Annotated in this window: 23 protein-coding genes; 10 read left to right on the top strand and 13 right to left on the bottom strand. The window is 37.8% G+C overall.

All coding sequences use genetic code 11. The features are described 5' to 3' along the window. Positions 1-34: 34 nt before the first annotated feature. Complete coding sequence (gene ispG, locus SKC36_RS02510; protein WP_459464401.1) at positions 35-2,050, top strand: (E)-4-hydroxy-3-methylbut-2-enyl-diphosphate synthase; 2,016 nt, start codon at positions 35-37, stop codon at positions 2,048-2,050. Between the two features lies 1 nt (position 2,051). Then, positions 2,052-2,240 (top strand): DUF6728 family protein, encoded by a 189-nt coding sequence (locus SKC36_RS02505; RefSeq protein WP_459452955.1) that lies wholly within the window; start codon positions 2,052-2,054, stop codon positions 2,238-2,240. Positions 2,241-2,242: 2 nt separating this feature from the next. On the opposite strand, the gene SKC36_RS02500 is transcribed toward SKC36_RS02505, so the two are convergent. Then, the gene (locus SKC36_RS02500) at positions 2,243-3,292 is read right to left on the bottom strand and encodes a thioredoxin family protein (RefSeq protein ID WP_459452954.1); all 1,050 of its coding nucleotides are present in this window, start codon (positions 3,290-3,292) and stop codon (positions 2,243-2,245) included. Between the two features lie 9 nt (positions 3,293-3,301). Then, positions 3,302-3,652, bottom strand: coding sequence for a gliding motility protein GldC (gene gldC, locus SKC36_RS02495; protein WP_459452953.1), 351 nt, complete (start codon positions 3,650-3,652; stop codon positions 3,302-3,304). A gap of 84 nt (positions 3,653-3,736) precedes the next feature. On the opposite strand from gldC, the gene SKC36_RS02490 reads away from it, so the two are divergent. Then, positions 3,737-4,990: a competence/damage-inducible protein A gene (locus SKC36_RS02490; RefSeq protein WP_459464399.1), complete on the top strand. Its 1,254-nt coding sequence runs from the start codon at positions 3,737-3,739 to the stop codon at positions 4,988-4,990. Positions 4,991-4,992: 2 nt separating this feature from the next. Beyond that, positions 4,993-6,261, top strand: coding sequence for a dihydrolipoamide acetyltransferase family protein (locus SKC36_RS02485; protein ID WP_459452951.1), 1,269 nt, complete (start codon positions 4,993-4,995; stop codon positions 6,259-6,261). A 116-nt stretch (positions 6,262-6,377) separates the two neighbouring features. Here the strand turns inward: SKC36_RS02485 and SKC36_RS02480 are convergent, their stop codons facing one another. From SKC36_RS02480 to SKC36_RS02460, 5 genes are all read right to left on the bottom strand, one after another. Next, positions 6,378-7,139: an acyl-CoA desaturase gene (locus SKC36_RS02480; protein ID WP_459452950.1), complete on the bottom strand. Its 762-nt coding sequence runs from the start codon at positions 7,137-7,139 to the stop codon at positions 6,378-6,380. A gap of 87 nt (positions 7,140-7,226) precedes the next feature. Beyond that, positions 7,227-7,886, bottom strand: a complete 660-nt coding sequence (locus SKC36_RS02475; RefSeq protein ID WP_459464397.1) for a DUF4159 domain-containing protein — start codon at positions 7,884-7,886, stop codon at positions 7,227-7,229. Further along, positions 7,876-8,592: an RsmE family RNA methyltransferase gene (locus SKC36_RS02470; protein WP_459464395.1), complete on the bottom strand. Its 717-nt coding sequence runs from the start codon at positions 8,590-8,592 to the stop codon at positions 7,876-7,878. Before SKC36_RS02470 ends, SKC36_RS02475 begins: the two co-directional genes overlap by 11 nt. Positions 8,593-8,594: 2 nt before the next feature. Further along, positions 8,595-9,152 carry a hypothetical protein gene (locus tag SKC36_RS02465; protein WP_459464394.1) on the bottom strand — a complete coding sequence of 186 codons (558 nt, stop codon included), beginning with the start codon at positions 9,150-9,152 and terminating at the stop codon, positions 8,595-8,597. Between the two features lie 11 nt (positions 9,153-9,163). Continuing rightward, positions 9,164-11,371: a glutamine synthetase III family protein gene (locus SKC36_RS02460; RefSeq protein ID WP_459464392.1), complete on the bottom strand. Its 2,208-nt coding sequence runs from the start codon at positions 11,369-11,371 to the stop codon at positions 9,164-9,166. A 244-nt stretch (positions 11,372-11,615) separates the two neighbouring features. On the opposite strand from SKC36_RS02460, the gene SKC36_RS02455 reads away from it, so the two are divergent. Both SKC36_RS02455 and mtaB read left to right on the top strand, forming a co-directional pair. Further along, the gene (locus tag SKC36_RS02455; RefSeq protein ID WP_459464390.1) at positions 11,616-12,629 is read left to right on the top strand and encodes a glutamine synthetase beta-grasp domain-containing protein; all 1,014 of its coding nucleotides are present in this window, start codon (positions 11,616-11,618) and stop codon (positions 12,627-12,629) included. A gap of 86 nt (positions 12,630-12,715) precedes the next feature. Then, positions 12,716-14,041 (top strand): tRNA (N(6)-L-threonylcarbamoyladenosine(37)-C(2))-methylthiotransferase MtaB, encoded by a 1,326-nt coding sequence (gene mtaB / locus SKC36_RS02450; RefSeq protein WP_459464388.1) that lies wholly within the window; start codon positions 12,716-12,718, stop codon positions 14,039-14,041. 97 nt (positions 14,042-14,138) lie between these two features. On the opposite strand, the gene SKC36_RS02445 is transcribed toward mtaB, so the two are convergent. The 3 genes from SKC36_RS02445 to SKC36_RS02435 form a co-directional block, all read right to left on the bottom strand. After that, the gene (locus tag SKC36_RS02445) at positions 14,139-15,482 is read right to left on the bottom strand and encodes an ammonium transporter (RefSeq protein ID WP_459452943.1); all 1,344 of its coding nucleotides are present in this window, start codon (positions 15,480-15,482) and stop codon (positions 14,139-14,141) included. Positions 15,483-15,502: 20 nt separating this feature from the next. After that, positions 15,503-16,657, bottom strand: coding sequence for a porin (locus SKC36_RS02440; RefSeq protein WP_459464386.1), 1,155 nt, complete (start codon positions 16,655-16,657; stop codon positions 15,503-15,505). Between the two features lie 354 nt (positions 16,658-17,011). Then, positions 17,012-17,359, bottom strand: coding sequence for a 4Fe-4S dicluster domain-containing protein (locus tag SKC36_RS02435; RefSeq protein WP_459464384.1), 348 nt, complete (start codon positions 17,357-17,359; stop codon positions 17,012-17,014). 148 nt (positions 17,360-17,507) lie between these two features. Between SKC36_RS02435 and SKC36_RS02430 the strand changes: the two genes are divergently transcribed. After that, positions 17,508-18,521, top strand: coding sequence for an acyl-CoA reductase (locus tag SKC36_RS02430; protein ID WP_459464382.1), 1,014 nt, complete (start codon positions 17,508-17,510; stop codon positions 18,519-18,521). Here SKC36_RS02430 and SKC36_RS02425 read toward each other — a convergent pair. Beyond that, positions 18,494-19,042, bottom strand: coding sequence for a phosphatase PAP2 family protein (locus SKC36_RS02425; protein WP_459464380.1), 549 nt, complete (start codon positions 19,040-19,042; stop codon positions 18,494-18,496). The two genes, SKC36_RS02430 and SKC36_RS02425, sit on opposite strands and share 28 nt — an antisense overlap. Before the next feature lie 2 nt (positions 19,043-19,044). Beyond that, positions 19,045-20,016: a tryptophan--tRNA ligase gene (gene trpS, locus SKC36_RS02420; protein ID WP_459464378.1), complete on the bottom strand. Its 972-nt coding sequence runs from the start codon at positions 20,014-20,016 to the stop codon at positions 19,045-19,047. 116 nt (positions 20,017-20,132) lie between these two features. Between trpS and SKC36_RS02415 the strand changes: the two genes are divergently transcribed. The 3 genes from SKC36_RS02415 (at position 20,133) to trxA (ending at position 24,770) form a co-directional block, all read left to right on the top strand. Then, positions 20,133-20,816, top strand: coding sequence for a DUF2461 domain-containing protein (locus SKC36_RS02415; RefSeq protein WP_459452938.1), 684 nt, complete (start codon positions 20,133-20,135; stop codon positions 20,814-20,816). A gap of 3 nt (positions 20,817-20,819) precedes the next feature. Then, positions 20,820-24,383: a DNA polymerase III subunit alpha gene (dnaE, locus tag SKC36_RS02410; protein WP_459452937.1), complete on the top strand. Its 3,564-nt coding sequence runs from the start codon at positions 20,820-20,822 to the stop codon at positions 24,381-24,383. 63 nt (positions 24,384-24,446) lie between these two features. Continuing rightward, positions 24,447-24,770, top strand: a complete 324-nt coding sequence (trxA, locus tag SKC36_RS02405) for a thioredoxin (protein ID WP_109323049.1) — start codon at positions 24,447-24,449, stop codon at positions 24,768-24,770. 1 nt (position 24,771) lies between these two features. Here the strand turns inward: trxA and SKC36_RS02400 are convergent, their stop codons facing one another. After that, on the bottom strand, positions 24,772-25,968 hold the full coding sequence (locus SKC36_RS02400; RefSeq protein WP_459464376.1) for an aspartate aminotransferase family protein: 1,197 nt from the start codon (positions 25,966-25,968) through the stop codon (positions 24,772-24,774). Positions 25,969-26,057 lie beyond the last annotated feature (89 nt).

The following is a 26,057-nucleotide window of genomic DNA, read 5'->3' as shown; positions in this document are numbered from 1 at the left end:
TGTATTTCGTAAATTTGAGATAAATATACTACCTATGTCAAACCTCCTTCAGTCGTCTTCTGCTCATTTGATAAGCGATGGGAACATCTACGCTCCTACTTTATTTGGCTATCAACGGAGAGAAACGATACCTGTTTCCATTGGAGATCTGATGTTAGGTTCTGATTTTCCTATTCGAATACAATCCATGACCACCGTGGATACCATGGATACACATGGTTCCATTGAGCAATCCATCCGCATGATTGATGCTGGTTGTGAATTGGTCAGAATTACCGCTCCATCGGTTAAAGAAGCCCAAAATTTAGAGAATATTCGTAAGGGTTTACGTGCCAAGGGCTATAAAACGCCCCTAGTAGCAGATATTCACTTTACTCCCAATGCTGCTGAATTAGCTGCTCGAATAGTGGAAAAAGTACGAATTAATCCCGGTAATTATGCAGATAAGAAGAGGTTTGAAACGATTGAATATACGGAAGCTTCCTACCAGTCAGAACTAGAAAGAATTCGGGATAAATTCTTACCCTTGGTTAAAATTTGTAAAGAATACGGTACTGCCATGCGTATCGGTACCAACCATGGATCATTATCAGATCGTATTTTAAGTCGATATGGCGACACACCTTTAGGTATGGTGGAGTCAGCATTGGAGTTTTTGCGCATCTGTGAAGATGAAAATTATTTCAATATTGTACTTTCCATGAAAGCCTCTAATACTCAAGTGATGGTAGAAGCCTATCGTTTATTGAGTAAGAAGCTAGCAGACGGTCGATTTAAAGCTTATCCTTTACACCTAGGTGTTACCGAGGCTGGAGAAGGCGAAGATGGTCGAATTAAATCCGCGGTGGGAATTGGTACTTTATTGGAAGATGGTTTGGGAGATACCATACGCGTTTCTTTAACTGAAGATCCAGAATTTGAAATACCCGTAGCCAAGGATTTAGTAGAGCGTTATGTAGGTCGAAATCACGCCAATGCTCCTATCCCAAGTATTTCTAATCTAAGTCAGGGATTTGATTCTCCCATAAATCCATTTGCCTATACACGAAGAAAAAGCGTAGAGCGAGCTAATTTCGGAGGGCATCAGGTTCCACGTGTCATTGCCGACTTCTCTCATATGAAAAGTATTGGCATGGATGATCTAAAAGGTATAGGTCATTTTTATTTGCCTGAACCCGATAAATGGGCAATGAATGATTTGGGGGCGGATTATATATTTACCGGTTCGGTGGATTTGGATTTCATGCTACCCAATGGTCTAAAGCAAATTCAATCGGCCAAGCATTGGAGTCAATCCAATCCTTCAGAACATCAATTCCCTTTGTTTGAAGCAGCGGATTGGTTATCAAACTCCAAGAAGCATGAATCCCTTAATTTTGTTCATGCAGATGCTGAGGAAATTTGGACCAATGAAGTTTTAATAAATGCGCTTAAATCGGCTCAAAATGAGGTGCTTGTACTATCTTCAAGCTTTTCAAACCGAATGGCGGCAATTCGTCGAGCCTTTTTTGAATTAGAAAATCAAAGTATTTCCATTCCAGTAATTATACGGCTGAACTATCAAGATATTCCAGCCGATCAGTTTCAGCTTTATGCTCCTACCGATGCCGGTGCTTTATTGATTGATGGCTTTGGAGATGGGTTGATGTTGTCTCTAAAAGGCCTTCACGCACCAATATTCCTGATTAATTCTACCAATTTCGGTATCCTGCAAGCCTGTCGTGTTCGTATTTCAAAAACAGAATATATTTCATGTCCTTCTTGTGGAAGAACCCTATTCGATCTCCAAGAAACAACAGCAAGAATCCGACAAGTTACCGATCATTTGAAAGGTGTGAAAATTGGCATTATGGGCTGTATTGTAAATGGCCCAGGTGAAATGGCTGATGCAGATTATGGCTATGTGGGTATAGGAAAAGATAAAATTGCCCTATATCGTGGGCAAGAAGTTGTTAAAAAGTCGGTTCCAGCAGATTCTGCTGTGGATGAATTAATTCAATTAATCAAAGAAGACGGAATTTGGAAAGATCCGCAAGAAACGAACAACTAACATGAGTAGACTAAGAGAACAATTCAGAATTGGGGAGGTTTTTACTTACTTCATTCGGGTATTTCAAAAACCAAAACCAGGTGCACCAACGAATTTTAACATTCGTACGATGCACACGATTAATAAAATATCGATAGTGATGTTTCTGTTTTGTGTAGCTGTGATGATTTACCGCGCTGTATTTCGCTAGAATTATTTCATTCCATATTTGCACCACTGTGATTTAGCATAAGCCAAAGCCTTTTTATCTTTGGTTTTACCATTCACATAATCGCATAAATATTGGTACTCCTTGGGTCCTGGAGCATTAGGAAGCACAGCTAATAGTTTTTCAATCACTTGAATGGCTTGTGTGGCCTTCTTTTGTTTGAATAACAAGGAACTTTCAACCATCCACATTCTCCTTTGAATCGAACTGGCATCTAAACCCGCCTTGGTCATTTGATTCTTTATTTTTTGAATATCTGCCAAGTTGAGTTTATTTGCCTGAGAACTCGTCAAAACTATTTGAAAAATATTCTCATAACTCATTCTTACAGGATTCGCCTCATAAATTCTCTCATATGTTGGAATGTTATTGATGAAATAATCAAATAAGGCATTGTTATTATTCATCATCACCATCTGAATGGCATTGAAAGTACTTTGAGAGGTATATTGACTTGGATTTAAAGTCTTAGCAAATTCTTTAAATGCTAGGATATTCGAAGTCGTATCTCCAACAATTCGTGCGTATTCAGCGTAGTTTAATAAGAACTGTGGATTTTTATCTCCTGCCTTTAATCTTTTCCCATAATTCTGAGCATGCTCAGCAGGATTTATCGCCTTCTGAGCAATAGAATTCACATTAATGACGGAATTATCTCGCTCTCCAAAAATCTTTGCCCCTACAATTTGTAAGGTATTGGGATCTATGAAAATGAAAGTGGGAGTTGCATTAATGATGATTTTAAGCTTTTTCAACAGCTTTTGATTTTCCGGATTTCGAATATCCAACTGAAAATTGACAAATTTGGCATTGTACAATGCACCTACCTGGGGTTGAGCAAATGTGCCTTTAAATGCGTTGCAAATATGACAGTCAGGCGCATAAACTTCCATAAATAAAAGTTTATTCTGCTGTTTGGCCGCCGCTATTGCCGTATTAAAATTGCCTGTTTTAATAAAGTTTATTCCTTTTTGTGCCATGGATGGCAGGGTAAGGAATAGCAATAGGGCAATAAATGAAAATGATACTTTCATGTTGATGGATTATTGGCCTTTCTCAGCCGCAATGATTTCTTTCTTCAAATGACTCGATAAAGTCATGCACACTTGTTCAATTTCCTGAGAGAAAAAGGTATCACCAGTAGCTTGCAATGAAGCTTCTGAAACTGTCCCCAAAATTTCTATGAAAAAACGTTTCATGTCTAATACTTCCATGTCTTTGGTCCAAAGAGGCAAAGTTAGAGTGCCTTTATGATAGGGATCCCAAGTGGCCACTAATATGGCTTTGGTCTCCTCAATACCTTCGTTAGGGTTATCAGTAGCCGACCAAGATATTTGTTCAGGAATGTTATTGTCGTCTAAACTTATTTTGAAATTTATCTCAGATTGTTTCATTGCTTAATTTGAATTGTTTTTCGATTCAGGGATTAAATTCTATCCCAAATAAATCGTATTTTCGTACAAAAGTAAGAAAACTTAATGGTTCGAGCAGAAATTATTACGATTGGAGATGAGATTCTTTATGGGCAAATATTGGATACTAATACCCAATGGATTAGCCTTGAATTAGATAAAATTGGAATTAAAACCATACGGAAGTCGTCCGTAGGCGATCAAGAAAGCGAAATTTTAAGCATTTTAGAGGAAGCACAGCATCGGGCTGATATTGTATTTATCACAGGTGGCCTAGGCCCAACCAAAGACGATTTAACCAAGAAAGTCTTAGCTAATTTTTTTGGATGCGATATGGCTTATCATCCTCAAGCATTGGAAGATGTTCGTGTTTTCTTTGAAAAAAGAGGTAGAGAATTAAGCGATTTAAATCGGGATCAAGCCTTATTACCTACCAAAGCACAGTATGTGCAAAATAAACAAGGTACAGCTCCAGGTATGTGGTTTGAAGAAAAAGGAACTGTTTGGGTTTCCATGGCTGGAGTTCCCTTTGAAATGAAGGCCATCATGGAGGAATTGGTTTTACCACGTGTGGCTCAGCATTTTCAAACACCTACCATTGTTCATAAAATAGTTAAAGTAGTAGGAATCGGTGAATCCTATTTATCGGATATGATTCAAGATTGGGAATTATCTCTTCCAAGCCACATTAAATTAGCTTATTTGCCTTCATTGGGCATTGTTAAACTTCGCCTGACAGGATTTGGAGATAGTGTTGCTCAATTGAATCATGAAATACAACAAGAGATTGATCGTGTCATGCCCATCATCAAGCCATTTGTTTTTGGTTATGAAAAAGATGAATTATCTCAAGTCATTGGACAATTATTGGTCAAAAATTCGGCAACGATATCCTTAGCAGAAAGCTGCACAGGAGGTTATTTATCGCATTTATTTACAGAAATACCCGGAAGTTCTGCTTATTTTAAGGGCGCTGTCATTTCTTATGCCAATGAAGTGAAAATGGATAGTTTAGGAGTATCTCCAGAGATTCTAGAGAAACATGGAGCTGTCAGTGAAGCATGTATAATGGCCATGGCTAATGGCGTTAGAGAGAAATTACAAAGTACTTTATCATTGGCTAGTTCTGGAATCGCAGGACCAGACGGTGGAACGGAGGAAAAGCCTGTAGGTACAGTCTGGATAGCCTTATCTCACCCTCAAGGTGTGATTACTCGAAAATTACAACTAGCGGGCACCAGAAAGCAAATTATACACATGACGGCCCTCAACTGCCTGAATTTAGTTAGGAAATTTTTGTTAAACGAATTGACTCAATAGTTATGGCCATCATGGAAGTCATCATGCCTAAAATGGGTGAAAGTATCATGGAAGCGACCGTTTTAAACTGGTTGAAAAAACCAGGTGATTATGTGGAAGCTGACGAATTTATATTGGAGGTTGCTACCGATAAAATTGATACTGAAGTGCCAAGCCCCGTTTCAGGTTATTTACAAAAAATTATAATTTCAGTTGGTGAAATAGCTACCATTGGCAAGCCAATATGTGTGATTGATTCTACTGAAAATTCAGCAGACACCTCTCCTAGCCCTTCTACAGCCAATTTGTTTCCAGAACATGCGGAATTGGCTTTATTGACCGATGTAAGTTTAGGTATTTTAGGCCAGAATGAGGAAAAATCAAATCCTTGGATTTCACCTTTGATTAAACAAATTTGCCTACAGGAAAATGTCACTCAGAGAGAGTTAAGTACGATTAAAGGCTCTGGATTGGATCAACGCGTGACTAAAAAAGACGTTTTAAATTACATTGCAGTACGTAATTCCAAACGTATGATTGCCTCTGGAACACTGAGTCAAGGTCCCGGTTTACGATTACCAGGTGATGTCGTAGTGGAGATGGATCGTATGCGTAAAATGATTTCTGAGCGCATGGTTGACTCTAAGCGTATAGCTCCTCACGTTACTTCCTTCTTGGAAGCAGATATGACTGCTATGGTTACGTGGCGAGAGACAGAAAAAGCTAAATTTTTGGCTAAATATAAAGAGCCTATTACCTATACTCCTTTGTTGATAATGGCCACAGCGAAGGCCTTGAAGGATTTTCCCGGTATGAATATATCCGTGGAAGGGAATTACTTAGTTCAGCATGAACAAATTAATATTGGCATGGCAGTGGCATTACCCAATGGTAATTTAATCGTCCCTGTTATTCATGAAGTTGATAAATTATCACTTTTAGATTTGACCAAAAAAGTAAATGATCTTTCTAATCGAGCTAGGTTGAATAAATTAACTCCTGCGGATTTAGAAGGAGGTACTTTTTCTATCTCAAATATTGGATCCTTTGGTAATTTGATGGGAACACCGATCATTGTGCAGCCCCAAGTAGGTATTCTAGCCTTTGGAGTAATAGAAAAGAAACCAGCTGTCATTTCAGGTCCTCAAGGAGATCAGATTGCCATCCGTCAAAAGATGTTTATTTCCCATTCATATGATCATCGAGTGATCGATGGTTCTTTGGGAGGTGGTTTTCTGAAACGAGTTTCAGACTATTTGGAGAAATTCAATATTGACGATCACGAATTATAATCACCCATGGTTTAAAAGAAGCTCAGGATTTAATTCTGAGCTTTTTTTATGAATTTATCATGTAGTGCATAAAAAAAGCCCTGAATGAATCCAGGGCTTTCTGTGTATGTAAGGTATTAAAACTTAGCGTTCGGGTCCTTAACGTTCGGACGAATAATTTTCAACCAGGTTAATAATTTAACCATTGGATAGGTCGGATCAATTTCAAACCATTTGGTAGCAAAATTAACACGATTAGGTAATTTGTGGTGGTTATTTTGAAACAACTCTCCCATCATTAATACATCAACAACCAATGAGTTCTTGGAATGATCATGGTTGTCATAATTTTGATAACCATATTTATGTCCAGACCAATTTACAATAGCTCCGTGAACAGGCCCCATTAAAAAGTGAACAGGCAATAAAAAGAAGAATGCCCAGTGCATATCAAAATACTTATAAGCTACAATGTAAAAAGAAGAATAGGCAACTCCCCAACCAATGCGAGAAAGCCAAGAATCTCCAATTTTTTCAATTGTTTTTGAAACTGGGTAATCATGTTCAAAGCGATCTTCTACTTTTTGAGAACGGTTTAAAACAGCATTATAAATGTTTTTTGTTTTCCACATCATAGTAAAGACATTGCTTGAGAACATCGGTGAATGTGGATCTTTCTTTGTATCAGAGAACGCGTGATGCATTCTGTGTAAAATAGCATAGGCTCTAGGACTTAAAAAAGAAGAACCTTGAGATAAATAGGTAAGAAAATAGAAAAATTTCTCCCAGAACTTGTTCATTAAGAACATTTTATGCGCTGAGTAGCGGTGTAGGAAGAAAGTTTGACTAAAAAGGGATACGTACCAATGGATAATGAAAGCTGGAAGTACTAATTGCATAAATTAATAATAAATATTTGTACAAATTTAGCTACGAAAAGTTAAAGAATCTCTAGTATTTCAATATACTTTTATGATTTTTATCAGTTATGGATTCAGGAAGGCGTATTGAAGGATATTTACCCCCATTTTAAGGGCTGCCTCTCTTTTTTCAGCTGGATCATGATAAATACTTTCGTCTTCCCAGCCATTACCCAAGTCACACTCATAAGAATAAAAACAAATTAGTCTTCCTTGATAAATGAGGCCAAATCCTTGCGGAGCTTTACCATCATGCTCGTGGACTTTAGGTAAACCTTTTGGGAATGGGTAGGCTTGGGAGTAAATGGGGTGAGTAAAGGGTAGCTCAATAAAACTTAATTCAGGAAAAACTTTGGCCATCTCTCTACGAATGGATTTATCCAATCCATAGTTATCATCTATGTGTAGGAAACCTCCGCCCAATAAATATTTCCGTAGATTTTTTTGCTCTTCTTTATCAAAAAGCACATTTCCGTGCCCTGTGAGATGCAGGGAAGGATAATTCCAAAGCAAGGGGCTCGTCAATTCTACCGTCTCAGGTGTAGGATCTATACCCATTTTCTTTTGTTGATTGGCAAATTGAATGAGATTGGGCAAGGAAGTCTTATTGGCATACCAATCTCCTCCCCCTTTATATTTCACCTTGGCAATTTTAAACAAGGGATTTTGGCCATGGAGATTATTGGCAAATACGAGCAAAAAGAAGAGAAAAACCTTATTTTTCATGTAATAAATGAATGGCGTGGGTTGCGGCTAGTCCTGCTGTTTCTGTTCTTAAAATGGCCTTTCCTAGGCTAAATGGCGTCCAATCGCTCGATAATAATAATTCACTTTCTTCTTTAGAAAAATCTCCTTCCGGCCCAATCAATATATGATAAGCATGATTCAAGTGAATACTTTTTCCCAAACTGAGACTAGGAGGTTCAGAAATATAGGCAAAAAGTCTTTGTTCTTGTTCTTTTGGTCCTATCTGTTTGAGCAAATCTTTGAAAGATACAATGGGGTAAATTTGGGGCAAAAATAGATTTTTCGACTGTTTTAATGCAGAAATGACTATTTTCTCAAGGCGATGGGTTTTGATTTCTTTCCTTTCAGAGTACCTGGAATGAAAGAAACCTATGGATTGAATTCCAAACTCCGCACATTTTTCAACCATCCATTCCATCCGCTCCATTTGTTTGGTAGGTGCTATCCAAAGATGGATGGAATAGGCAGCTTTTTCCGATTTTTTAATTTCACGTAATTGATGAAAAGTCGTCTTTTTACTGGTTGATTGCTCAATTTTTGCTTCAAATTTTTGACCTAAACCATTTAAAATAAAAATCGGATCCCCCGCTTTTAGCCGGAGGACCCGATGGGCATGAATGGATTCTTCTTCGCTTAAAAAAGGGCTAGCAGTAGGATTTGGCTCATAAAAAACCGGAATACTCATGCTTACTCTTCTTCAGATTTAAACGAATATAAGGAAGTGTCTAATTGTAAAGCATTCGCGTTGAAATCAAGAATAAATTGTTCGATAACTTCATCCGTCAATGCAGGTACATAAAGAGCAGCTTCTAAGCCAATTCCAAAATCAAAATCTTTATCAACTTCTACATATTCACTAACCTTGATTTCATCATTTTCTTCCATTTCTTCGATGATTTCTAAAACCATCATTTCTACTTCTTCATCCAATGAATCGTTGGCTTGATATGTTTCATCTCTATTTTCAATAGGGACATACAGAGGGAAATGCTGGATGGCTTCTCTTTCCGCCGCTTCATATAATAAGCTAGAATAATGTAATTGAAGCGTACATAAAATTGCATCAAAGATAACCTCTTTTTGCTCAAAATGGCCCACAAATTGTATGTGGACCATTTCTCTATCATTGCTTACCGGAAGATCTTCGTCTTCGATCAAAACAAAAGTACGTTGTTCTGCAGCACAAAGCTCTTTCAAACGTTTGATTTCCTCGGGAGAAAATCCGGGATTGCTAATTTGTGTCATAAGGTGACAAACTATTTAATCATTAATAATTCTCTGTACTTTGGCAATGGCCACTCATCGTCGTCAATGATTAACTCAAGTTTATCCACTGCATAGCGAATCTCTTCGAAATAACCTTTAACCTTGGAGCCATACAAGAACGCTCTTTCTTCGATATTTTCCACATTATTTGCCTCTTTTCTTGCTTCCGTCATATCATTTTGTAATAAAACGATTTTCGAAGTGTACTCGGAGATTTTTTTAATCATTTCAATCGTCGGCGCATAATATTGAGGATTTATACCAATTTCCTTTTGTCCTTTTACATTTTCTACCAATTGAGTTTGGTATTTCAATGAAGTCGAAACAATGTGGTTAATTGCCATATCACCTAATACGCGTGATTCAATCTGGATTTTCTTGATATAGTTCTCTAATTCGATTTCATAACGAGCATGCATTTCCTCCTTGGAATAAATGCCATATTTTGTGAATAATTCGATCGATTCTGGGCGAGTATATACTAATAGGGCCTCAGGTGTGGTTTTCATGTTGGATAAACCTCTCTTTTCTGCTTCTGCTACCCATTCATCCGAATAACCATTTCCTTCGAAACGGATTTTCTTGGATTCTTTAGCATAACGCTTCAATACATTCATGATCGCCAACTCTTTCTTTACTCCTTTTTCTAATACAGCGTCGACCTCTTTGCGGAATAAGATTAATTGATTTGCAACAATCGTATTCAAAATGGTCATTGGAGCTGCTGAATTGGCAGAAGAACCAACAGCACGGAATTCAAATTTGTTGCCAGTGAAAGCAAATGGTGAAGTTCTGTTACGGTCTGTGTTATCCAAAATCAAGGAAGGGATTTTGTTGATACCCAATTTTAGGTATACGTTATCTCCTTTTTCTAATTGGAATTCCTCGATATCCTTCATGTTTTCTAGGTCATCCAAAACATTGTTCATGGTAGAACCTAAGAATACAGAAACAATCGCTGGTGGGGCTTCATTCGCTCCTAAACGATGCTCATTTCCTGAAGAAGCAATGGAGGCACGTAGTAAATCAGCATTGTCATGTACCGCCTTCACTACGTTTACGAAGAAGGTTAAGAAACGTAGATTTTCTTTTGGTTTAGATGATGGTCCTAATAAATTAACTCCCGTATCTGTTCCTAAAGCCCAGTTATTGTGTTTACCTGATCCATTGATACCAGCAAACGGTTTCTCATGGAATAATACCTTCAATTTATGTTTTACAGCTACTTTCGACATTAAGTCCATCAAAAGTGCATTGTGATCACATGCTAAGTTAGCCTCTTCAAAGGTTGGAGCAACTTCAAATTGTGCAGGAGCTACTTCGTTGTGACGAGTACGAACTGGCATACCTAATTTCAAGGCTTCAATTTCAAAATCAACCATAAAAGCATTCACACGAGTTGGAATCGATCCAAAATAGTGATCTTCTAATTGTTGACCTTTTGCAGGAGCGTGTCCGAAAACCGTTCTTCCAGCCATCATTAAATCTGGACGAGCATTATAAAGTGCTTCGTCAACTAAGAAATATTCTTGTTCGATACCAACAGTAGGAACTACCTTAGTTACATCACGGTTGAAATATTCTTTCACAACTGCAGTAGCTGCTTTATCAATTAATTCAATCGATTTCAATAATGGAGTTTTGTAGTCCAATGCTTCACCTGTATAGGATACAAATACCGATGGAATACATAAGGTAGCTGTTCCAGCAGCATTTTCCATGATAAATGCTGGCGAAGATGGATCCCATCCTGTATAACCACGTGCTTCAAACGTAGAACGAATTCCTCCATTCGGGAATGAAGAAGCATCGGGCTCTTGTTGAACTAAAGCTGAACCTTTGAATTTTTCTACCGCCTTTCCTGTACTTAAATCAATATCAAAAAATGAATCGTGTTTCTCAGCTGTAGTTCCTGTCAATGGTTGAAACCAGTGAGTATAGTGTGTCGCACCTTTAGAGATTGCCCAGGATTTCATCGCTGCTGCCACCTCATCAGCTGCATCACGATCTATTTTAGACCCCGTGTTAATGGCTGTTGTAATCTTTAAGTATGCTTCAGGTGATAATAATGAGCGCATCACCTCATCATTAAATGTCATATTGCCGTAATAATCACTTACTTTTTCAGTAGGGATTTTCACAACTGCAGTAGCTCTACTTTGAGCTAATTCAAGCGCTTTAAATCTGGTTATTGCCATGGTTGAAATTAGGTTATCAGTAACGTAAAAATAGGATTTTTGCGTGTTACTTGAAACAAATTTAATCTCTTTTTCCCGTATATCTTGTTATTTCATATAATTGCCATGTTTTTTATTTTAAGGATTACATGTGATAAAATTGTATAATTTTTATTTCAAAAAATTGTTTTTCTTAAAAACAGGTTTATTTTTGCATTGTATTTGGTACAAAAAATGAATTTTTAATAAAAACACGTTTAAAATCATGGCAAAATCTAAACTTGAATACATTTGGTTAGACGGTTACAAACCTACTCAGAGTTTGCGTTCTAAAACTAAGATTGAAAATAACTTCAGTGGTAAACTAGAAGACTGCGATATGTGGTGCTTTGATGGCTCATCTACTGAGCAAGCCCCAGGTGGTTCTTCCGACTGTCTATTGAAGCCTGTGTTCATTTGTCCAGATCCTGCTAGAAAAAATGCTTATTTAGTTATGTGCGAAGTATTGAACTCTGATGGTTCAGCACATGAGAGTAATGGTCGTGCTACTATTGAGGATGATGATAACGATTTTTGGTTTGGTTTTGAGCAAGAATATTTCTTGTGGGATCCAGAAACCAACAAGCCTTTGGGTTTCCCTGCAAACGGATATCCAGCACCTCAAGGACCATACTATTGTTCAGTGGGTGCTAAGAATGCCTATGGCCGTGATATCGTAGAGGAGCATTTAGACATTTGTTTAGAAGCTGGTTTAAATGTGGAAGGTATCAATGCTGAGGTGGCTGCTGGACAGTGGGAATTTCAAATTTTTGCTAAAGGTGCTAAAGAAGCGGGAGATCAAATTTGGGTAGCTCGTTATTTATTAGAAAGATTAGGTGAGAAATATGGTGTTGCTATCAACTGGCACTGTAAACCACTTGGCGAACTAGATTGGAATGGTTCTGGTATGCACGCTAACTTCTCCAATACTGCATTGCGTACTTGTGGTGAGAAAGGAACTTATGATGCCATTTGTTCTGCCTTTGCTCCTGTGGTAAAAGAGCATATTGAAGTTTATGGTGCTGATAACCACTTGCGTTTAACAGGTAAGCATGAGACTCAATCCATTCACCAATTCTCTTATGGCGTTTCTGACCGTGGTGCTTCTATCCGTATCCCTATTGCTACAGTAGAAAAAGGATGGAAAGGTTGGTTAGAAGATCGTCGTCCAAATTCAGCGGCAGATCCATACAAAGTAGCTTCAAGAATTATCAAAACTGTAAAATCAGCTAAGTATTAATAAAAGAGCTGTATAATTCTATAATTGCATGAAAATGGCGGATTTATCCGCCATTTTTGTTTTAAATTTGCAGCTTATTATTTTGCATGAAGAAGTTAGCTTTTTATACCTTAGGTTGTAAATTAAATTTCGCCGAGTCCAGTACCATTGCTCGCTCTTTGGAGCCCATGGGATTTGAACGGGTAGAATTCCAGCAATCTCCTGACCTATTTGTTATCAATACTTGTAGTGTGACAGATCAGGCCGATAAAAAATGCAAGAAAGTAGTCAAAGAGGCAAAAAAGATTAATCCAGATTCAGTTGTGGTTATTTTGGGCTGTTATGCTCAATTGAAACCCGAGGAAATTGTACAAATTCCAGGGGTTGATTTAGTCTTGGGGGCCAATGAAAAATTTCAATTGCCGGAAATTATTTCTCCTTATTTCTCCTCAGAAAAGAAAAGCACTTTACCCAAAGTGATCGCCTCAGAAATTCGATATGATTTAGATTACCATGCCTCCTATTCGGTAAATGACCGTACTAGAACTTTTTTGAAAGTTCAGGATGGTTGTGATTACCCTTGCTCCTATTGTACGATTCCTTTGGCGCGTGGTCAAAGTAGATCCAGTAGCATAGAAAATGTGCTAGGCTTGGTGAAAGAAATTGCTGATAAAGGTGTCAAAGAAGTTGTTTTAACGGGAGTTAATATAGGTGATTTTGGAATTCAGCAAGGTAAGCGAGTAGCTTCGTTTTTTGAATTAGTAAAAGCTTTGGATCAACAAAACGATATGCGTCGTTTTAGAATATCTTCTATTGAACCTAATTTATTGCATAGTGACTTGCTCCATTTTTTAGCTGATTCACAGCATTTTGTGCCTCATTTTCATGTGCCATTGCAATCGGGTTCTAATGCTATTTTGCGTTTAATGAAGCGTAGATACCAACGAGAACTGTATGCGGATCGAGTTCGAGAAATCAAATCACTTATGCCTCATGCTTGTATCGGAGTTGATGTGATTGTTGGCCATCCAGGTGAAACGGAAGAAATGTTTTTAGATACCTATCATTTTCTGAATGAATTAGATATTTCTTATTTGCATGTATTTACCTATTCGGAAAGGGCTAATACTTATGCGGTAGACATTCACCCTAAAGTAGATGTGAAGGTAAAGTCAGAGCGTTCAAAAATGTTACACATATTATCTGACAAAAAGCGTCGTGCTTTTTATGAAACCCAATTGGGTCTACTAGGAAAAGTGCTTTTTGAAGAAGCAAATTCGGACGGATATATGGAAGGGTTTTCAGAGAATTATGTGCGCGTTAGGGTGCCTTATGACCCTTTGCAAATCAATACCATTCAGCCAGTTCGCTACAAATCCATCAATGAGGAGGGAAACATGCGCGCAGAAATCTTAATTGAGCAATTCGTTTAATTTTTAAAACAAAAAAGCCGGAAACTAGGAGTTTCCGACTTTTTGATTGAAACAAAACCACAAGAACCATTACTTGCGGCTTTGTCTGTATGTTAGACTATTCCGAGATTGACTCGTCGTGCTGCGAAATGTCTAAACCTAATCTTTCTTCTTCCTCATTAACACGTAATGGAATGATCTTGTCCGTTACAATTAAAAGGATATAAGATACACCGAATGCAAAAGCAGAAACGATGGCAAGAGCTAAAATATGTTTTACGAATAAATCTGTTTCTCCGTAGAATAAACCGTTTCCTGCTACAGCTGAGTTAACAGCGCTTGTTGCAAAAATACCTGTCATTAACATACCCATCATTCCACCTACACCATGGCAAGGGAATACATCAAGGGTGTCATCTAAATTCGATGATGCTCTCCAGTGTGCAATGATGTTAGACACTAAAGCAGCAATAACACCGATGAAAATGGCAATGGGTAAGGTTACAAATCCAGCAGCTGGAGTGATAGCAACTAAGCCAACCACAGCACCAATACAGAAACCTAAGGCTGATACTTTTTTACCGCGAGTTACATCAAATAAAATCCAAGATAAACCAGCAGAAGCAGCAGCAATGTGCGTAGTAGCAAAAGCGGTTACTGATAAGGAGTTTGCCCCTAAAGCAGAACCAGCATTAAATCCAAACCATCCGAACCAAAGTAAGGCAGTTCCTAATAAAACGTAAGGAATGTTAGCTGGAGGCAAAATGTTAGATTCGATGTGGGACTTTCTACGACGTAAGTAAAGAGCACCTGCTAATGCAGCCCAACCTGCAGACATGTGAACTACGGTTCCACCAGCGAAATCCAATACACCTAAATTGAATAGGAATCCATCAGGATGCCATGTCCAGTGAGCTAATGGTGAATATACACAGATGCAGAAAAGCACCATGAATAATACGTAAGCTTTGAAGTTAATTCTTTCTGCTAATGCTCCTGAAATCAAGGCAGGTGTTATAACTGCGAATTTCATTTGGAAAAAGGCAAAAAGAGCAAAAGGGATAGTGAATTTTATTTGGTCAGCAGATCCTAAAGATAATTTGTGGTCAAACACGTTGTTGAACATAAAAAAGGTAGTTGGGTCACCAATCCAGCCTCCAATGGAATCTCCAAAAGCTAAACTGAATCCAAAAATCACCCAAATGACGCTGATTACACCCATAGCAATGAAAGATTGCAACATGGTAGAAATTACGTTTTTATGATTTACCATTCCTCCATAGAAATAAGCTAATCCAGGAGTCATTAGAAGAACTAAACCAGAAGCTACTATCAGCCAGGCTGTGTCACCCGTGTCAATTCCTTCAGTAGGAATTGACCCCGGAAGATCGGTAAACAATGCAAGTACCGCAACGGCAAGTAATACAAGAAGCGGAATCCAAGTTGGTTTTTGTGTTGTCATGTCCGTAAGTTTTAGTTAAATTAAAATTTGTATATAAAGACTGTTCCAAATGTGGCTTGTGATTTTTGTGCCATTCCATCACCATCGATGAATTGAGCTGTTTTGTAGGCGTCGGTTCTTAATTCAGGCTTGATTAAAAGGTGTCCCTCAGCAGTAGTGAAAGTAGCTGTTAATGTAAATGAACTTACATCTGTACCTACGGTCTCGCCAGCGGCATTGATTCCACGTAAAGCTCTAGCTCCACTCGTATTATCAAATACTTCGTAACGACCGCCTAAGCTGAAGTGATCGGTGAATGCATAGTTTGAATAAAGTGCAACACCACCCCATGTTTTGCTGTCGCCTACGCTACCACCACCTTGGAAATCTCCTGTTTGAGAACCGTAAGCGGCATTTAAGCCAATTAAATATTTAGGGCTAATTTGGTAGGATGTGGTTAAGTCTAATAAATTGTAACTGCCTGAATCGTCTTTTCCACTAGCTAAAGGAGCTGATTCGTTAGAAGTGATACCGTTGATGTATACATTCCAACCTTCTTTTGGAGCGAAAAAGAATTGGCCTATTAATCCTTTTGAAGAGTTGTTGTCATTTAAATTGTCTACGTTATTCACTATACCTAACATCAAGGCTGATTTAGAAGAGAAGGCGTAGTTGGCTTTTGCTCCTATATGGTAGAATGGACCATTGTTGAATAAGTTAGATAAGGAATAATTGTAATTCACTGGAGCGTCAATGACCTCATATCCAATGTGTGTTCCGAATTGTCCCACAGTAAAGGTCCATTTGTCGCTAGGCTTCCAGTTAAAATATGCTTGTTTGATAGCCAATGCTGTAGAAGCCTTTCCTGCTCCTAATGGTCCAACTACGTTTCCGTATTGACCAAGATCGGCATTGGGGCCGAAAGTTAAATCAACCACTACATCAGATGTTTTAGTCGAGTAGCCAAATTTGGTTTGTACTAAACCTAAGGAGAATTGACTTGATTTTTGATCAAATGCTCTTTCGTATCCTGAGGTACCTAAATTGCTACGATTAGTCGGATTGTTAAAATTTAACATATAGTACGAATCGATGTAACCCGAAAATGTAAATTTTGAACTCTCAGCTTCTTTTTCTTGGGAAAATCCCAAAAAGCTAATTCCTGACAATAAGAGGGTAAAGATTGATTTTTTCATATTCTTTAAATTTTAATGGGAAAATAAATGCTTGACTACGGGACAAATATTGTTTGAAAAAAAATACAAAACAAGAATTATTGATAAAAATTAAACCTAAAAATGATAAAAAGTTAAAAATATTACAATTTGAGGTTAAAAATTAAACCTAAAATTTGAATAATTACAAAAAATGGTAAAAATGAGATTAAAACAGAAACCTGTTTTTATGAAAATTGAAAAATTTGATTCTGTAATCTTAGAATAATATAAATTGTTAATGGGGATACTTGAAATCGCCGTTTGGATTAAACTGAGGGCAAAAAAAAAGACCCGCACTAGGCAGGTCTTTTCATTTATGCATATTGGTGTTAATTATTCCGCATGTAACCAGGCTTTTTTAGCCAATAAGGTTTCTTTATCCTCCACGTGATCTGGATCTGGAACGCAGCAATCAACTGGGCAAACAGCCGCACACTGTGGCTCCTCATGAAAACCAGTACATTCTGTACATTTGTCTGGAACGATATAATAAAATTCTTCCGAAACGGGTTCTATTGGAGCCTTAGCATCCATCGTAGAGCCATCTCCTAATTCTACTTCTGTTAAGGCGGTACCTCCAGCCCATGTCCATTCTACACCACCTTCATAAATTGCTGTATTGGGACATTCTGGTTCGCAAGCCCCACAGTTTATACACTCATCAGTAATAATAATAGCCATAATCTTTTGTTTAAGACCTTAATTGTCCTTTTTGAAAGAAATTTGTGCAATTTACATCCAAAATTTTGAATACTATATATTTTTAAAAGACTATTGCAAAATTTTTAGAACTTTGCATTCCATTTGCATGCTAAGAACCCTTTCATTTATGAGAAAAGCGTCATTTTTACAGCTCATTGCCTTTTTGGCTGACTATTTCACAAAGTCATCTAACAAGGAAAAAATAGAACTATTTATAGATAGAGCAAAAAATGAGAATCCTTGGTTTTCTGAGCACCTCATCCGAGAAGCTATGGAAGCGGTTCAGAAGCAATTTTTTGATGTGAAATCTTGGGAATTATTTTTTGAAGAACATCCTCTTCAAGTTTCAAATCCGAAAAAAGTTGGTTTGATTTTAGCTGGAAATCTTCCTGCCGTAGGAATACATGATGTTTTGATGACTTTAGCTAGTGGAAACGAGGCTTGTGTCAAATTAAGTTCTCAGGATAAATCCATCATGCTGCTTTATATACAAGCCATCCAAGAATTTAGTGTCGAAGTACCCATACAATTAATAGAGCGATTGCAAGGTATGGATGCTGTGATTGCCACGGGAAGCGACTTTTCTGGTTCTTATTTTGCGCATTATTTTGCCACAGTTCCGCATATAATTCGAAAAAATAGGACCTCCATCGCTATCATAGACGGAACAGAAAGCCAAGAGGATTTTCATGAATTAGCCAAGGATGTATTTTCTTATTACGGCCTAGGTTGTAGAAATGTATCTACCATTGCTTTACCTGCGCTTTTTGACCCAACTCCGCTCTTTGACGTATTAACTCAGTATCACTGGGTTTTGGATCACACCAAATATTCCAATAATTACCAATACCATAAAACCTTATTCCTATTAAATCAGATTCCTCATTTTGATTTAGGAAACTTATTAATTCAAGAAAGTGAGGATTTAGTCTCTCCCGTTGGTGTTGTATACCTGAAAAGATATCATTCCAAAGAGGAATTACAAACTTGGATTCAAACCTCGGAAGAGAAAATCCAATGTATCGTAGGATCTGAATCCTCTTTCACCCATCCCATAGCTTTTGGAAAAAGTCAGCAACCTGGTTTAAGTGATTTTGCGGATGGAATTGATACTTATGCCTTCCTTATTAGTTTGTCATAAATGACGTATTTCAGGAAATAAGCTCCTAAGGTACCCACTAGTGCTCCTGTTAATACATCCAAAGGATAATGTGCTCCAAGGTAAATTCTACTATAAGATACGAGTATAGCCCATACCAAAAGTAGGTTTCTGGCTTTTTTGTTCTGTGTCAATAAGTAAAATCCAATGGCTAAAGCAAAAGAATTGGCTGCATGTGATGAGCAAAATCCATAAAGACCTCCACAGCCATCCGGTAGGTGTATCCAAGACCTAAATACCTCTTCATGGCAGGGTCTTAATCTTTGAAAATAAGGTTTTAATATACTGGAAGAAACTTGGTCAGCCCAAACGATACAAAGTATCAAATAAGTAAGTGAAAGTAAAAAAATACCTTTCTTTTGTTGATATAGCGTATAAATCAAATACAAGTACAAGGGAATCCAAATCCAACGATTGGAGAATAGTACCATAATTTCATCTAAACCAGGCGCATGTGCTTGGTTGATCCATTGAAATACAATACTATCCCATTGTGGCCACATGACTAAAACTGAAAGATTTCACGTACTCGTTGGATAGTTGCTTCAGCGATGGGTTTCACTCTAGCCTCCCCTTCTTCTAATTTGGCCTCAATCTCCATTGGATTGGCCATGTAGTAGTCGAACTTTTCTCTAGCCTCTTTGAAATATACCAGCATGGCCTCAAATAAGGCTTGTTTGGCATGTCCGTATCCATAACCACCACGCAAATAATTCGTTTTCATTTCAGCCACTTGCGCTGGCGTGGCGATCAATTGATACAATTTAAAGGTGATGTCCTCATCTGGATTTTTAGGATCTTCCAATGGAGTGGTATCCGTAACAATCTTTTTGATTTGTTTTAGTAAATCCTTCTCTGGCAAAAACACATCAATGTAATTGTTCAGCGATTTGCTCATTTTTTGCCCATCAATGCCCGGGATGGTCATGACATGCTCCGATATTTCGGCTTCAGGGATGACAAAAATATCTTTTTGTGTCAATCGATTGATCACCCCTGCCATATCCCGTGTCATTTCAATATGTTGACGCTGATCTTTTCCAACCGGAATTAGCTCCGCATCATACAATAAGATATCAGCGGCTTGTAAAACGGGATAGGTAAATAGTCCTGCATTGACATCGGCCAATTTATTGGATTTGTCTTTGAAACTATGGGCATTGGCTAACATCGGGAAAGGCGTCACGCAACTTAAATACCATAATAATTCGGTATGAAATGGCGCTAGTTTCGACTGGCGATAAAAATAGGTATGTTGGGTATCTAGACCACAAGCTAGCCAAGCGGCCGCAATGGATAAGGTATTGGCACGGATGGTAGCCCCGTCTTTTAAACTTGTTAATGTGTGTAAATCCGCTATAAAAAGAAATGATTCATTGCCAGATTTCTTAGAAAGTTCAACAGCTGGAAGAATGGCTCCTAGGATATTTCCTAAGTGTGGTCGACCAGAAGATTGAATGCCCGTCAGAATGCGCATGCTTTAAAATTTATTGTTTTACAAAAATCAAGAAAATAGCGCGAAACTCCCAAAGTTTAAGGGTAAGTATTGACTTATTTATTTAAATTCGTTTATAAATTTTGTTTCAAATGCCCATGTCCATTCCTTCCTCTCTATTAAGCTTTTTATCTGATTTAAAAAATAACAATACGAGAGAATGGTTTGCAGAAAATAAGGAAAGATTCCTGGAGCAGAAGTTGGCATTTGATCAATTTACCATTCAATTGATTTCCATGTTTGCTGAGTTTGAAAACATGGATGGTGTAGAATTAAAGCATTGCTCCTACCGTATTTATCGGGATGTTCGGTTTTCTAAAGATAAGGCTCCTTATAAAACCTGGTTTTCAGCCAGTTTCTCAGAAGGTGGTCGTAAGTCGGGTTTAATGGACTATTATGTCCACATTGAGCCAGGAGGAAAATCGTTTTTGGGTGGAGGAATGTATGATCCTACTCCGGAACAATTGGCTTTATTTCGACAAGAGATCGATTATAATGCTAAGCATTTAAAAGGAATCATTCAGTCACCTACTTTTTTACAGGTATTTGGTGAACCGGTTGGTGACTCCTTAAAAAAAATGCCTAAAGGTTATGAGGTAGATCATCCCGAAATTGAATTGTTAAAAAAGAAACAATTATTTTTTTGGCGAAAATACAGTGATTCAGAGCTCACAAATCCCCTATTTGCCGATATGCTTATCAAGGATGCACAGGTCCTAAAACCTTATTTAGATTTCTTGAATGCCATTTTTTTTGATAAAGAACCCTTTTCTATTAACTAATTTATGCAGTTTTCGCATTTGCACAATCACTCTCAGTTTTCTCTTTTGGATGGTGCGTCCAAGATATCTTCCATGTTTAAAAAAGCTAAGGCTGACAATATGCCAGCGGTGGCTATTACTGACCATGGTAATATGTTTGGGGTATTCCAATTTGTAGCTGAAGCAGGAAAGCACGGAGTGAAACCCATTGTAGGATGTGAGTTTTATTTAGTGACGGATCGGCATAAACAAAGTTTTACGAAGGAACAAAAAGATAAAAGGTACCATCAACTCTTTCTAGCCAAAAATCCAGAGGGATACCAAAATTTGGTTAAGTTATGTTCCTTGGGATTCATGGAAGGAATGTATTCCAAATACCCTAGGATAGACAAAGAGTTAGTGTTGAAATACCATAAAGGTTTGATTGCCACGACTTGTTGTCTAGGAGCTAGTGTTCCTCAGGCTATCTTACGCTCCGGTGAAGAAGAGGCTGAAAAGGAATTTAAATGGTGGTTAGATTTATTTGGAGAGGATTATTACATTGAGGTTCAGAACCATCATATTCCAGAACAGCAAACGGTAAATGAGGTATTATTACGTTTTGCCAAAAAATATAATGTTAAAGTTATAGCCTCGAATGATAGCCATTATTTGGATCAAAAGGATGCCAATGCCCACGATATTTTATTGTGCATTAATACAGGAGAAAAGCAGTCTACTCCTACTTACAAGGATATAGAAGGCGATTTTGACATGAAGGGAAAGCGTTTTGCTTTTTATAATGATCAATTTTATTTCAAGACTACGGAAGAAATGACCCAATTATGGTCGCATATTCCTGAGGCCATTGACAATACCAATGAGATTGTTGGTAAGGTGGAAACCTTGGAATTGAAAAAGGATGTATTATTACCCAACTTCCAAATTCCGAGCACTTTTTTAAGTCAGGATGATTTCTTGGAACATTTGACCATGGAAGGCGCTAAAAAGCGCTATGTGGACATCAATCAGGAAATTGAGGAAAGACTTCGTTTTGAATTGCATACCATCAGAACCATGGGTTTTGCTGGTTATTTCTTGATTGTAGCCGATTTCATCAATGCCGGGAAAGATTTAGGCGTTTATGTTGGTCCAGGTCGTGGCTCTGCTGCAGGTTCCGTAGTGGCCTATTGTTTGGGAATTACCAATATTGACCCCATAAAGTATAATCTGCTTTTTGAGCGTTTCTTGAATCCAGATCGTAAATCATTACCCGATATTGATACGGACTTTGATGATGAAGGTCGACAAAAGGTGATTGATTATGTGGTTGAAAAATATGGTCGTAATCAAGTAGCACATATAGCTACCTATGGAACGATGGCTGCCAAAATGTCCATCAAAGACGTGGCTCGGGTTCTGGATTTACCTTTATCAGAATCCAATGCTTTGGCCAAACTAGTACCGGATAAGCCTAAAATATCCCTTGAACGTGTAATCAATGCACCATTAACTGGTGATGGCAGTTTGGCCGACAAAGAAAATTTGTCGAGTGAGGAATTGGAACAAGTGAAGCAATTAAGGCAAATAAAGGCTGATGGAGGATTGGCCTCAAGAGTTATAGAAAATGCTTTGGTCTTGGAGGGGTCGGTTAGAGGTACAGGTATTCATGCTGCGGGTATCATCATTGCTCCCAATGATTTGACGGACATTCTTCCTGTTGCTACCTCCAAAGACGTGAGTTTATTGATTACTCAATTTGATGGATCGGTGATTGAGAACGCAGGTGTAATTAAAATGGATTTTTTGGGCTTAAAAACCTTGTCTATTTTAAAAGAAGCCATACGATTAATCAAGCAAAATCATGGCATTACGATTGATTTAGATTCACTTCCATTGGATGATATTAAGACTTTTGAATTATATCAAAGGGCCGAAACCAATGGAACCTTCCAGTTTGAATCTCCTGGGATGCAAAAGCACCTGAAAGATTTAAAGCCCGATCAGTTTTCAGATTTGATTGCTATGAATGCCTTGTTTAGACCTGGTCCCATGGTCTATATTCCTAATTACATTGCTAGAAAACACGGTAGAGAAAAAATTGAATACGATTTGCCAGAAATGGAGGAGTATTTAAGTGATACCTACGGAATTACCGTATATCAAGAGCAAGTAATGCTTCTATCTCAGAAACTAGCCAATTTTACCAAAGGAGATGCCGATGTATTGAGAAAGGCCATGGGTAAAAAAGATAAGGCTACCATCGACAAAATGAAAGGTAAATTCATGGAGGGTGGTCAAACGAATAGCCATCCAGCTGATCGATTGGAAAAAATTTGGACCGACTGGGAAGCATTTGCTCAATACGCCTTTAATAAATCGCACTCAACTTGCTATGGATTAGTGGCTTATCAAACGGGGTATTTGAAAGCCAACTACCCTTCTGAGTTCATGGCAGCGGTACTTTCTAACTCTTTGGGAAATATTGAGAAGATTACCTTCTTTATGGATGAATGTAAACGCATGGGTATTCCTTTATTGGTACCTGATGTAAATGAATCAGAGAGGGTATTTGCTGTCAACAAAAAAGGCCATATTCGTTTTGGATTAGGAGCGATCAAGGGTGTTGGTGAGGCAGCCGTAGATGCCATTGTGGAGGAAAGAGCCAAAAATGGAGAATACACGGATATTTTTGATTTTGTTTCGCGAATCAATGTTCGCCAAGTCAATAAAAAGAGTTTAGAATCTTTAGCTTTGGCTGGTGCCTTTGATTGTTTTACGGAAATTCCTCGTTCTCATTATTTCCACGTAGATCAGGAAAATACCACATTCATAGAAAAGATTGTTCGGTATGCATCTCGAATGGCTGAATTGAAAGCTAGTGCTACCCAGTCCCTATTTGGTGAATTGGGAGCAGGAACCGGAAATGATATCGCCAAACCTAGGCTTCCCACCGCTGAACCATGGTCGGTTATGGAGCAATTGAAAAATGAAAAGGAAGTTGTAGGCGTTTATATTTCTGGTCACCCGCTGGATGAATACCGCATAGAAATCAATAATTTTTGTAATTCAAGTGTATCGCAATTGGAACTTAAAGGAGGCAATGTTCAATCAATGGCTGGAATAGTTACCAAAATGAATGTGAGAACTTCAGGGAATGGAAATCAGTTTATGATTTTTAGCTTGGAAGATTTTTCAGGAACTACGGAGTTCGCGTTATTTGCCAAGGATTATATTGAATTTGAACGCTTTATCGGCCTGGATCGATTGTTATTTATTCAAGGAGTTTATAAAAATAAAAACTCTTATTCGGATCAAAAAGCCTTTAAAATTCAATCCATTGAGCTATTGTCAGAAATTTTATCTTCGCGGACCAAGGAAATGAAACTTTCTTTGAACTTACATAGTTTAAACAAAACTTCATTGGAACAATTATTGGAGACTTTGGAAAGACATAAAGGAAACAAAAAGTTAGTGATTGAGGTTTACGATGAAGAAGAACGATTGCAACTAGATTTTATGTCGAGAAAAATGCAATTAAATATTGAAAAGTCCTTAATGGATGAATTGGCAGAAATAGACAATATTACGGTGAAATTGATATCTTAATTAGCCTGTTTTTCCAATAAAAATAATAAAAATGTTAATTTTGAATCTTAATAAAAATAAATCATGGGAAAATACGTAGAGGCAACTGATGCCAATTTTCAAGAGTTAATAGGATCTGATACACCTGTATTAGTAGATTTTTGGGCTGAATGGTGTGGTCCATGTAAAATGATTGGACCCGTTGTAGAGGAATTGGCAGGTGAAGTAGAGGGTCAAGCGATTGTTGCGAAAATGAATGTCGATTTAAATTCAGCTGTACCAGCATCTTTAGGTATTCGTTCTATCCCTACTTTGATGGTTTTCAAAAATGGTGAAATGAAAGAGCGTTTAGTGGGCGGTAACTTACCAAAATCAGTTTTAGCTGAGGCTTTGTTGAAGCACGCTTAATTTATTGATTAACTTCTTGAATAGCCTGTAGCAAAATGTTGCAGGCTATTTTTATTTCCTCTTCTGTAATCACCAAAGGTGGTGCAATACGGATGGAATAATCACAAAATAAAAACCAATCGGTTATTAAACCTTGCTCAATACAAGCATCGATCACAGCCTTGACAGTTTTAAAAGAATCTAATTCAACGGCCAGCATGAGGCCTATTCCTCGCACTTCTTTGATGCTGGGATGAACCAAAAGGTCTTTAAATAATTGACTTTTCTTTTCAACCTTCTCTAATAATGCTTCCTCAAAGATAGTTTCTAAGGTAGCCAAAGATGAGGCACAGGAAACAGGATGTCCTCCAAAAGTAGTGATATGCCCCAGAACAGGTCTTTCTGTTAAAGTTTGCATGATTTCCTCTGGAGCAATAAATGCGCCTATAGGCATTCCCCCTCCCATTCCTTTGGCTGATAATAAAATATCAGGTTCTATTTCCATGGCTTGAAATGCCCAAAAGGTACCTGTTCTTCCAAAGCCTGTTTGTATTTCATCTACAATCAATAGGCAGCCGGTTTCCTGGCAGCGCTGTTTTAATGCCCTAAAATAAGCTTTGGAAGCTAATCTTACACCTGATTCCCCTCCTACTATTTCTATGACAATAGCAGCTGTTTTATGAGTGATTTGTGTTAAATCTTCTACTGCTCCATGACGAATATGGCGAATGTCAGGAAGCAAAGGACGAAAACTATTTTTGAAATTTTCATCACCTGCCAGGGATAAAGCCCCTTGCGTAGCTCCATGATAGGCTTGAAAACATGAAATAATTTCTGTTCTACCGGTATATCTTTTAGCCAATTTCATTGCGCCTTCCACTGCTTCAGTTCCAGAATTGGTAAAATAAACTTGATTCAATCGGGTTGAATGTGTTGATTTTACTAGAGCTTGGGCAAGTAGGACTTGAGGACTTTGAATGTATTCTCCATACACCATTAAATGCATATACTGATCTAATTGCTTTTTAATGGCGGAGATCACCTTTGGATGACGGTGACCTACATTGGATACGGCAATACCCGAAATTAGATCCATATAGGATTTTCCTTGAACATCATATAAGTAAATATGCTCAGCTTTTTCAATTTCCAAGGCTAAGGGTGCATCAGAAGTTTTAGCAAGATGATCAAGAAAAAGTTGTCTATGAGTAATGGCCATAATCAAAAGAAAAACAAATTTATCTTCTTTACGTTAGGAATGGTAATTCTATTCACTACTTTATTTTACCCTTTGTCATAAATTCAGTT

The sequence above is a fragment of the Aquirufa sp. OSTEICH-129A genome (assembly GCF_054558355.1).
Note: the sequence above shows the minus strand (reverse complement) of the source record. Positions and strands in the feature narration are given on the sequence as shown.

Excerpts from the sequence above, each read along its gene's own strand:
- SKC36_RS02475 (WP_459464397.1), bottom strand. The coding sequence starts at position 7,886 with ATGAAAAATAAGGTTTTTCTCTTCTTTTTGCTCGTATTTGCCAATAAT.
- trxA (WP_109323049.1), top strand. The coding sequence starts at position 24,447 with ATGGGAAAATACGTAGAGGCAACTGATGCCAATTTTCAAGAGTTAATA.
- trpS (WP_459464378.1), bottom strand. The coding sequence starts at position 20,016 with ATGCGCATTCTGACGGGCATTCAATCTTCTGGTCGACCACACTTAGGA.
- SKC36_RS02485 (WP_459452951.1), top strand. The coding sequence starts at position 4,993 with ATGGCCATCATGGAAGTCATCATGCCTAAAATGGGTGAAAGTATCATG.
- SKC36_RS02430 (WP_459464382.1), top strand. The coding sequence starts at position 17,508 with ATGAGAAAAGCGTCATTTTTACAGCTCATTGCCTTTTTGGCTGACTAT.
- SKC36_RS02505 (WP_459452955.1), top strand. The coding sequence starts at position 2,052 with ATGAGTAGACTAAGAGAACAATTCAGAATTGGGGAGGTTTTTACTTAC.
- SKC36_RS02490 (WP_459464399.1), top strand. The coding sequence starts at position 3,737 with ATGGTTCGAGCAGAAATTATTACGATTGGAGATGAGATTCTTTATGGG.
- mtaB (WP_459464388.1), top strand. The coding sequence starts at position 12,716 with ATGAAGAAGTTAGCTTTTTATACCTTAGGTTGTAAATTAAATTTCGCC.
- SKC36_RS02460 (WP_459464392.1), bottom strand. The coding sequence starts at position 11,371 with ATGGCAATAACCAGATTTAAAGCGCTTGAATTAGCTCAAAGTAGAGCT.
- SKC36_RS02470 (WP_459464395.1), bottom strand. The coding sequence starts at position 8,592 with ATGAGTATTCCGGTTTTTTATGAGCCAAATCCTACTGCTAGCCCTTTT.
- SKC36_RS02440 (WP_459464386.1), bottom strand. The coding sequence starts at position 16,657 with ATGAAAAAATCAATCTTTACCCTCTTATTGTCAGGAATTAGCTTTTTG.
- SKC36_RS02435 (WP_459464384.1), bottom strand. The coding sequence starts at position 17,359 with ATGGCTATTATTATTACTGATGAGTGTATAAACTGTGGGGCTTGCGAA.
- gldC (WP_459452953.1), bottom strand. The coding sequence starts at position 3,652 with ATGAAACAATCTGAGATAAATTTCAAAATAAGTTTAGACGACAATAAC.
- SKC36_RS02480 (WP_459452950.1), bottom strand. The coding sequence starts at position 7,139 with ATGCAATTAGTACTTCCAGCTTTCATTATCCATTGGTACGTATCCCTT.
- dnaE (WP_459452937.1), top strand. The coding sequence starts at position 20,820 with ATGCAGTTTTCGCATTTGCACAATCACTCTCAGTTTTCTCTTTTGGAT.
- SKC36_RS02455 (WP_459464390.1), top strand. The coding sequence starts at position 11,616 with ATGGCAAAATCTAAACTTGAATACATTTGGTTAGACGGTTACAAACCT.
- SKC36_RS02400 (WP_459464376.1), bottom strand. The coding sequence starts at position 25,968 with ATGGCCATTACTCATAGACAACTTTTTCTTGATCATCTTGCTAAAACT.
- SKC36_RS02415 (WP_459452938.1), top strand. The coding sequence starts at position 20,133 with ATGTCCATTCCTTCCTCTCTATTAAGCTTTTTATCTGATTTAAAAAAT.
- SKC36_RS02500 (WP_459452954.1), bottom strand. The coding sequence starts at position 3,292 with ATGAAAGTATCATTTTCATTTATTGCCCTATTGCTATTCCTTACCCTG.
- SKC36_RS02445 (WP_459452943.1), bottom strand. The coding sequence starts at position 15,482 with ATGACAACACAAAAACCAACTTGGATTCCGCTTCTTGTATTACTTGCC.
- SKC36_RS02425 (WP_459464380.1), bottom strand. The coding sequence starts at position 19,042 with ATGTGGCCACAATGGGATAGTATTGTATTTCAATGGATCAACCAAGCA.
- SKC36_RS02465 (WP_459464394.1), bottom strand. The coding sequence starts at position 9,152 with ATGACACAAATTAGCAATCCCGGATTTTCTCCCGAGGAAATCAAACGT.
- ispG (WP_459464401.1), top strand. The coding sequence starts at position 35 with ATGTCAAACCTCCTTCAGTCGTCTTCTGCTCATTTGATAAGCGATGGG.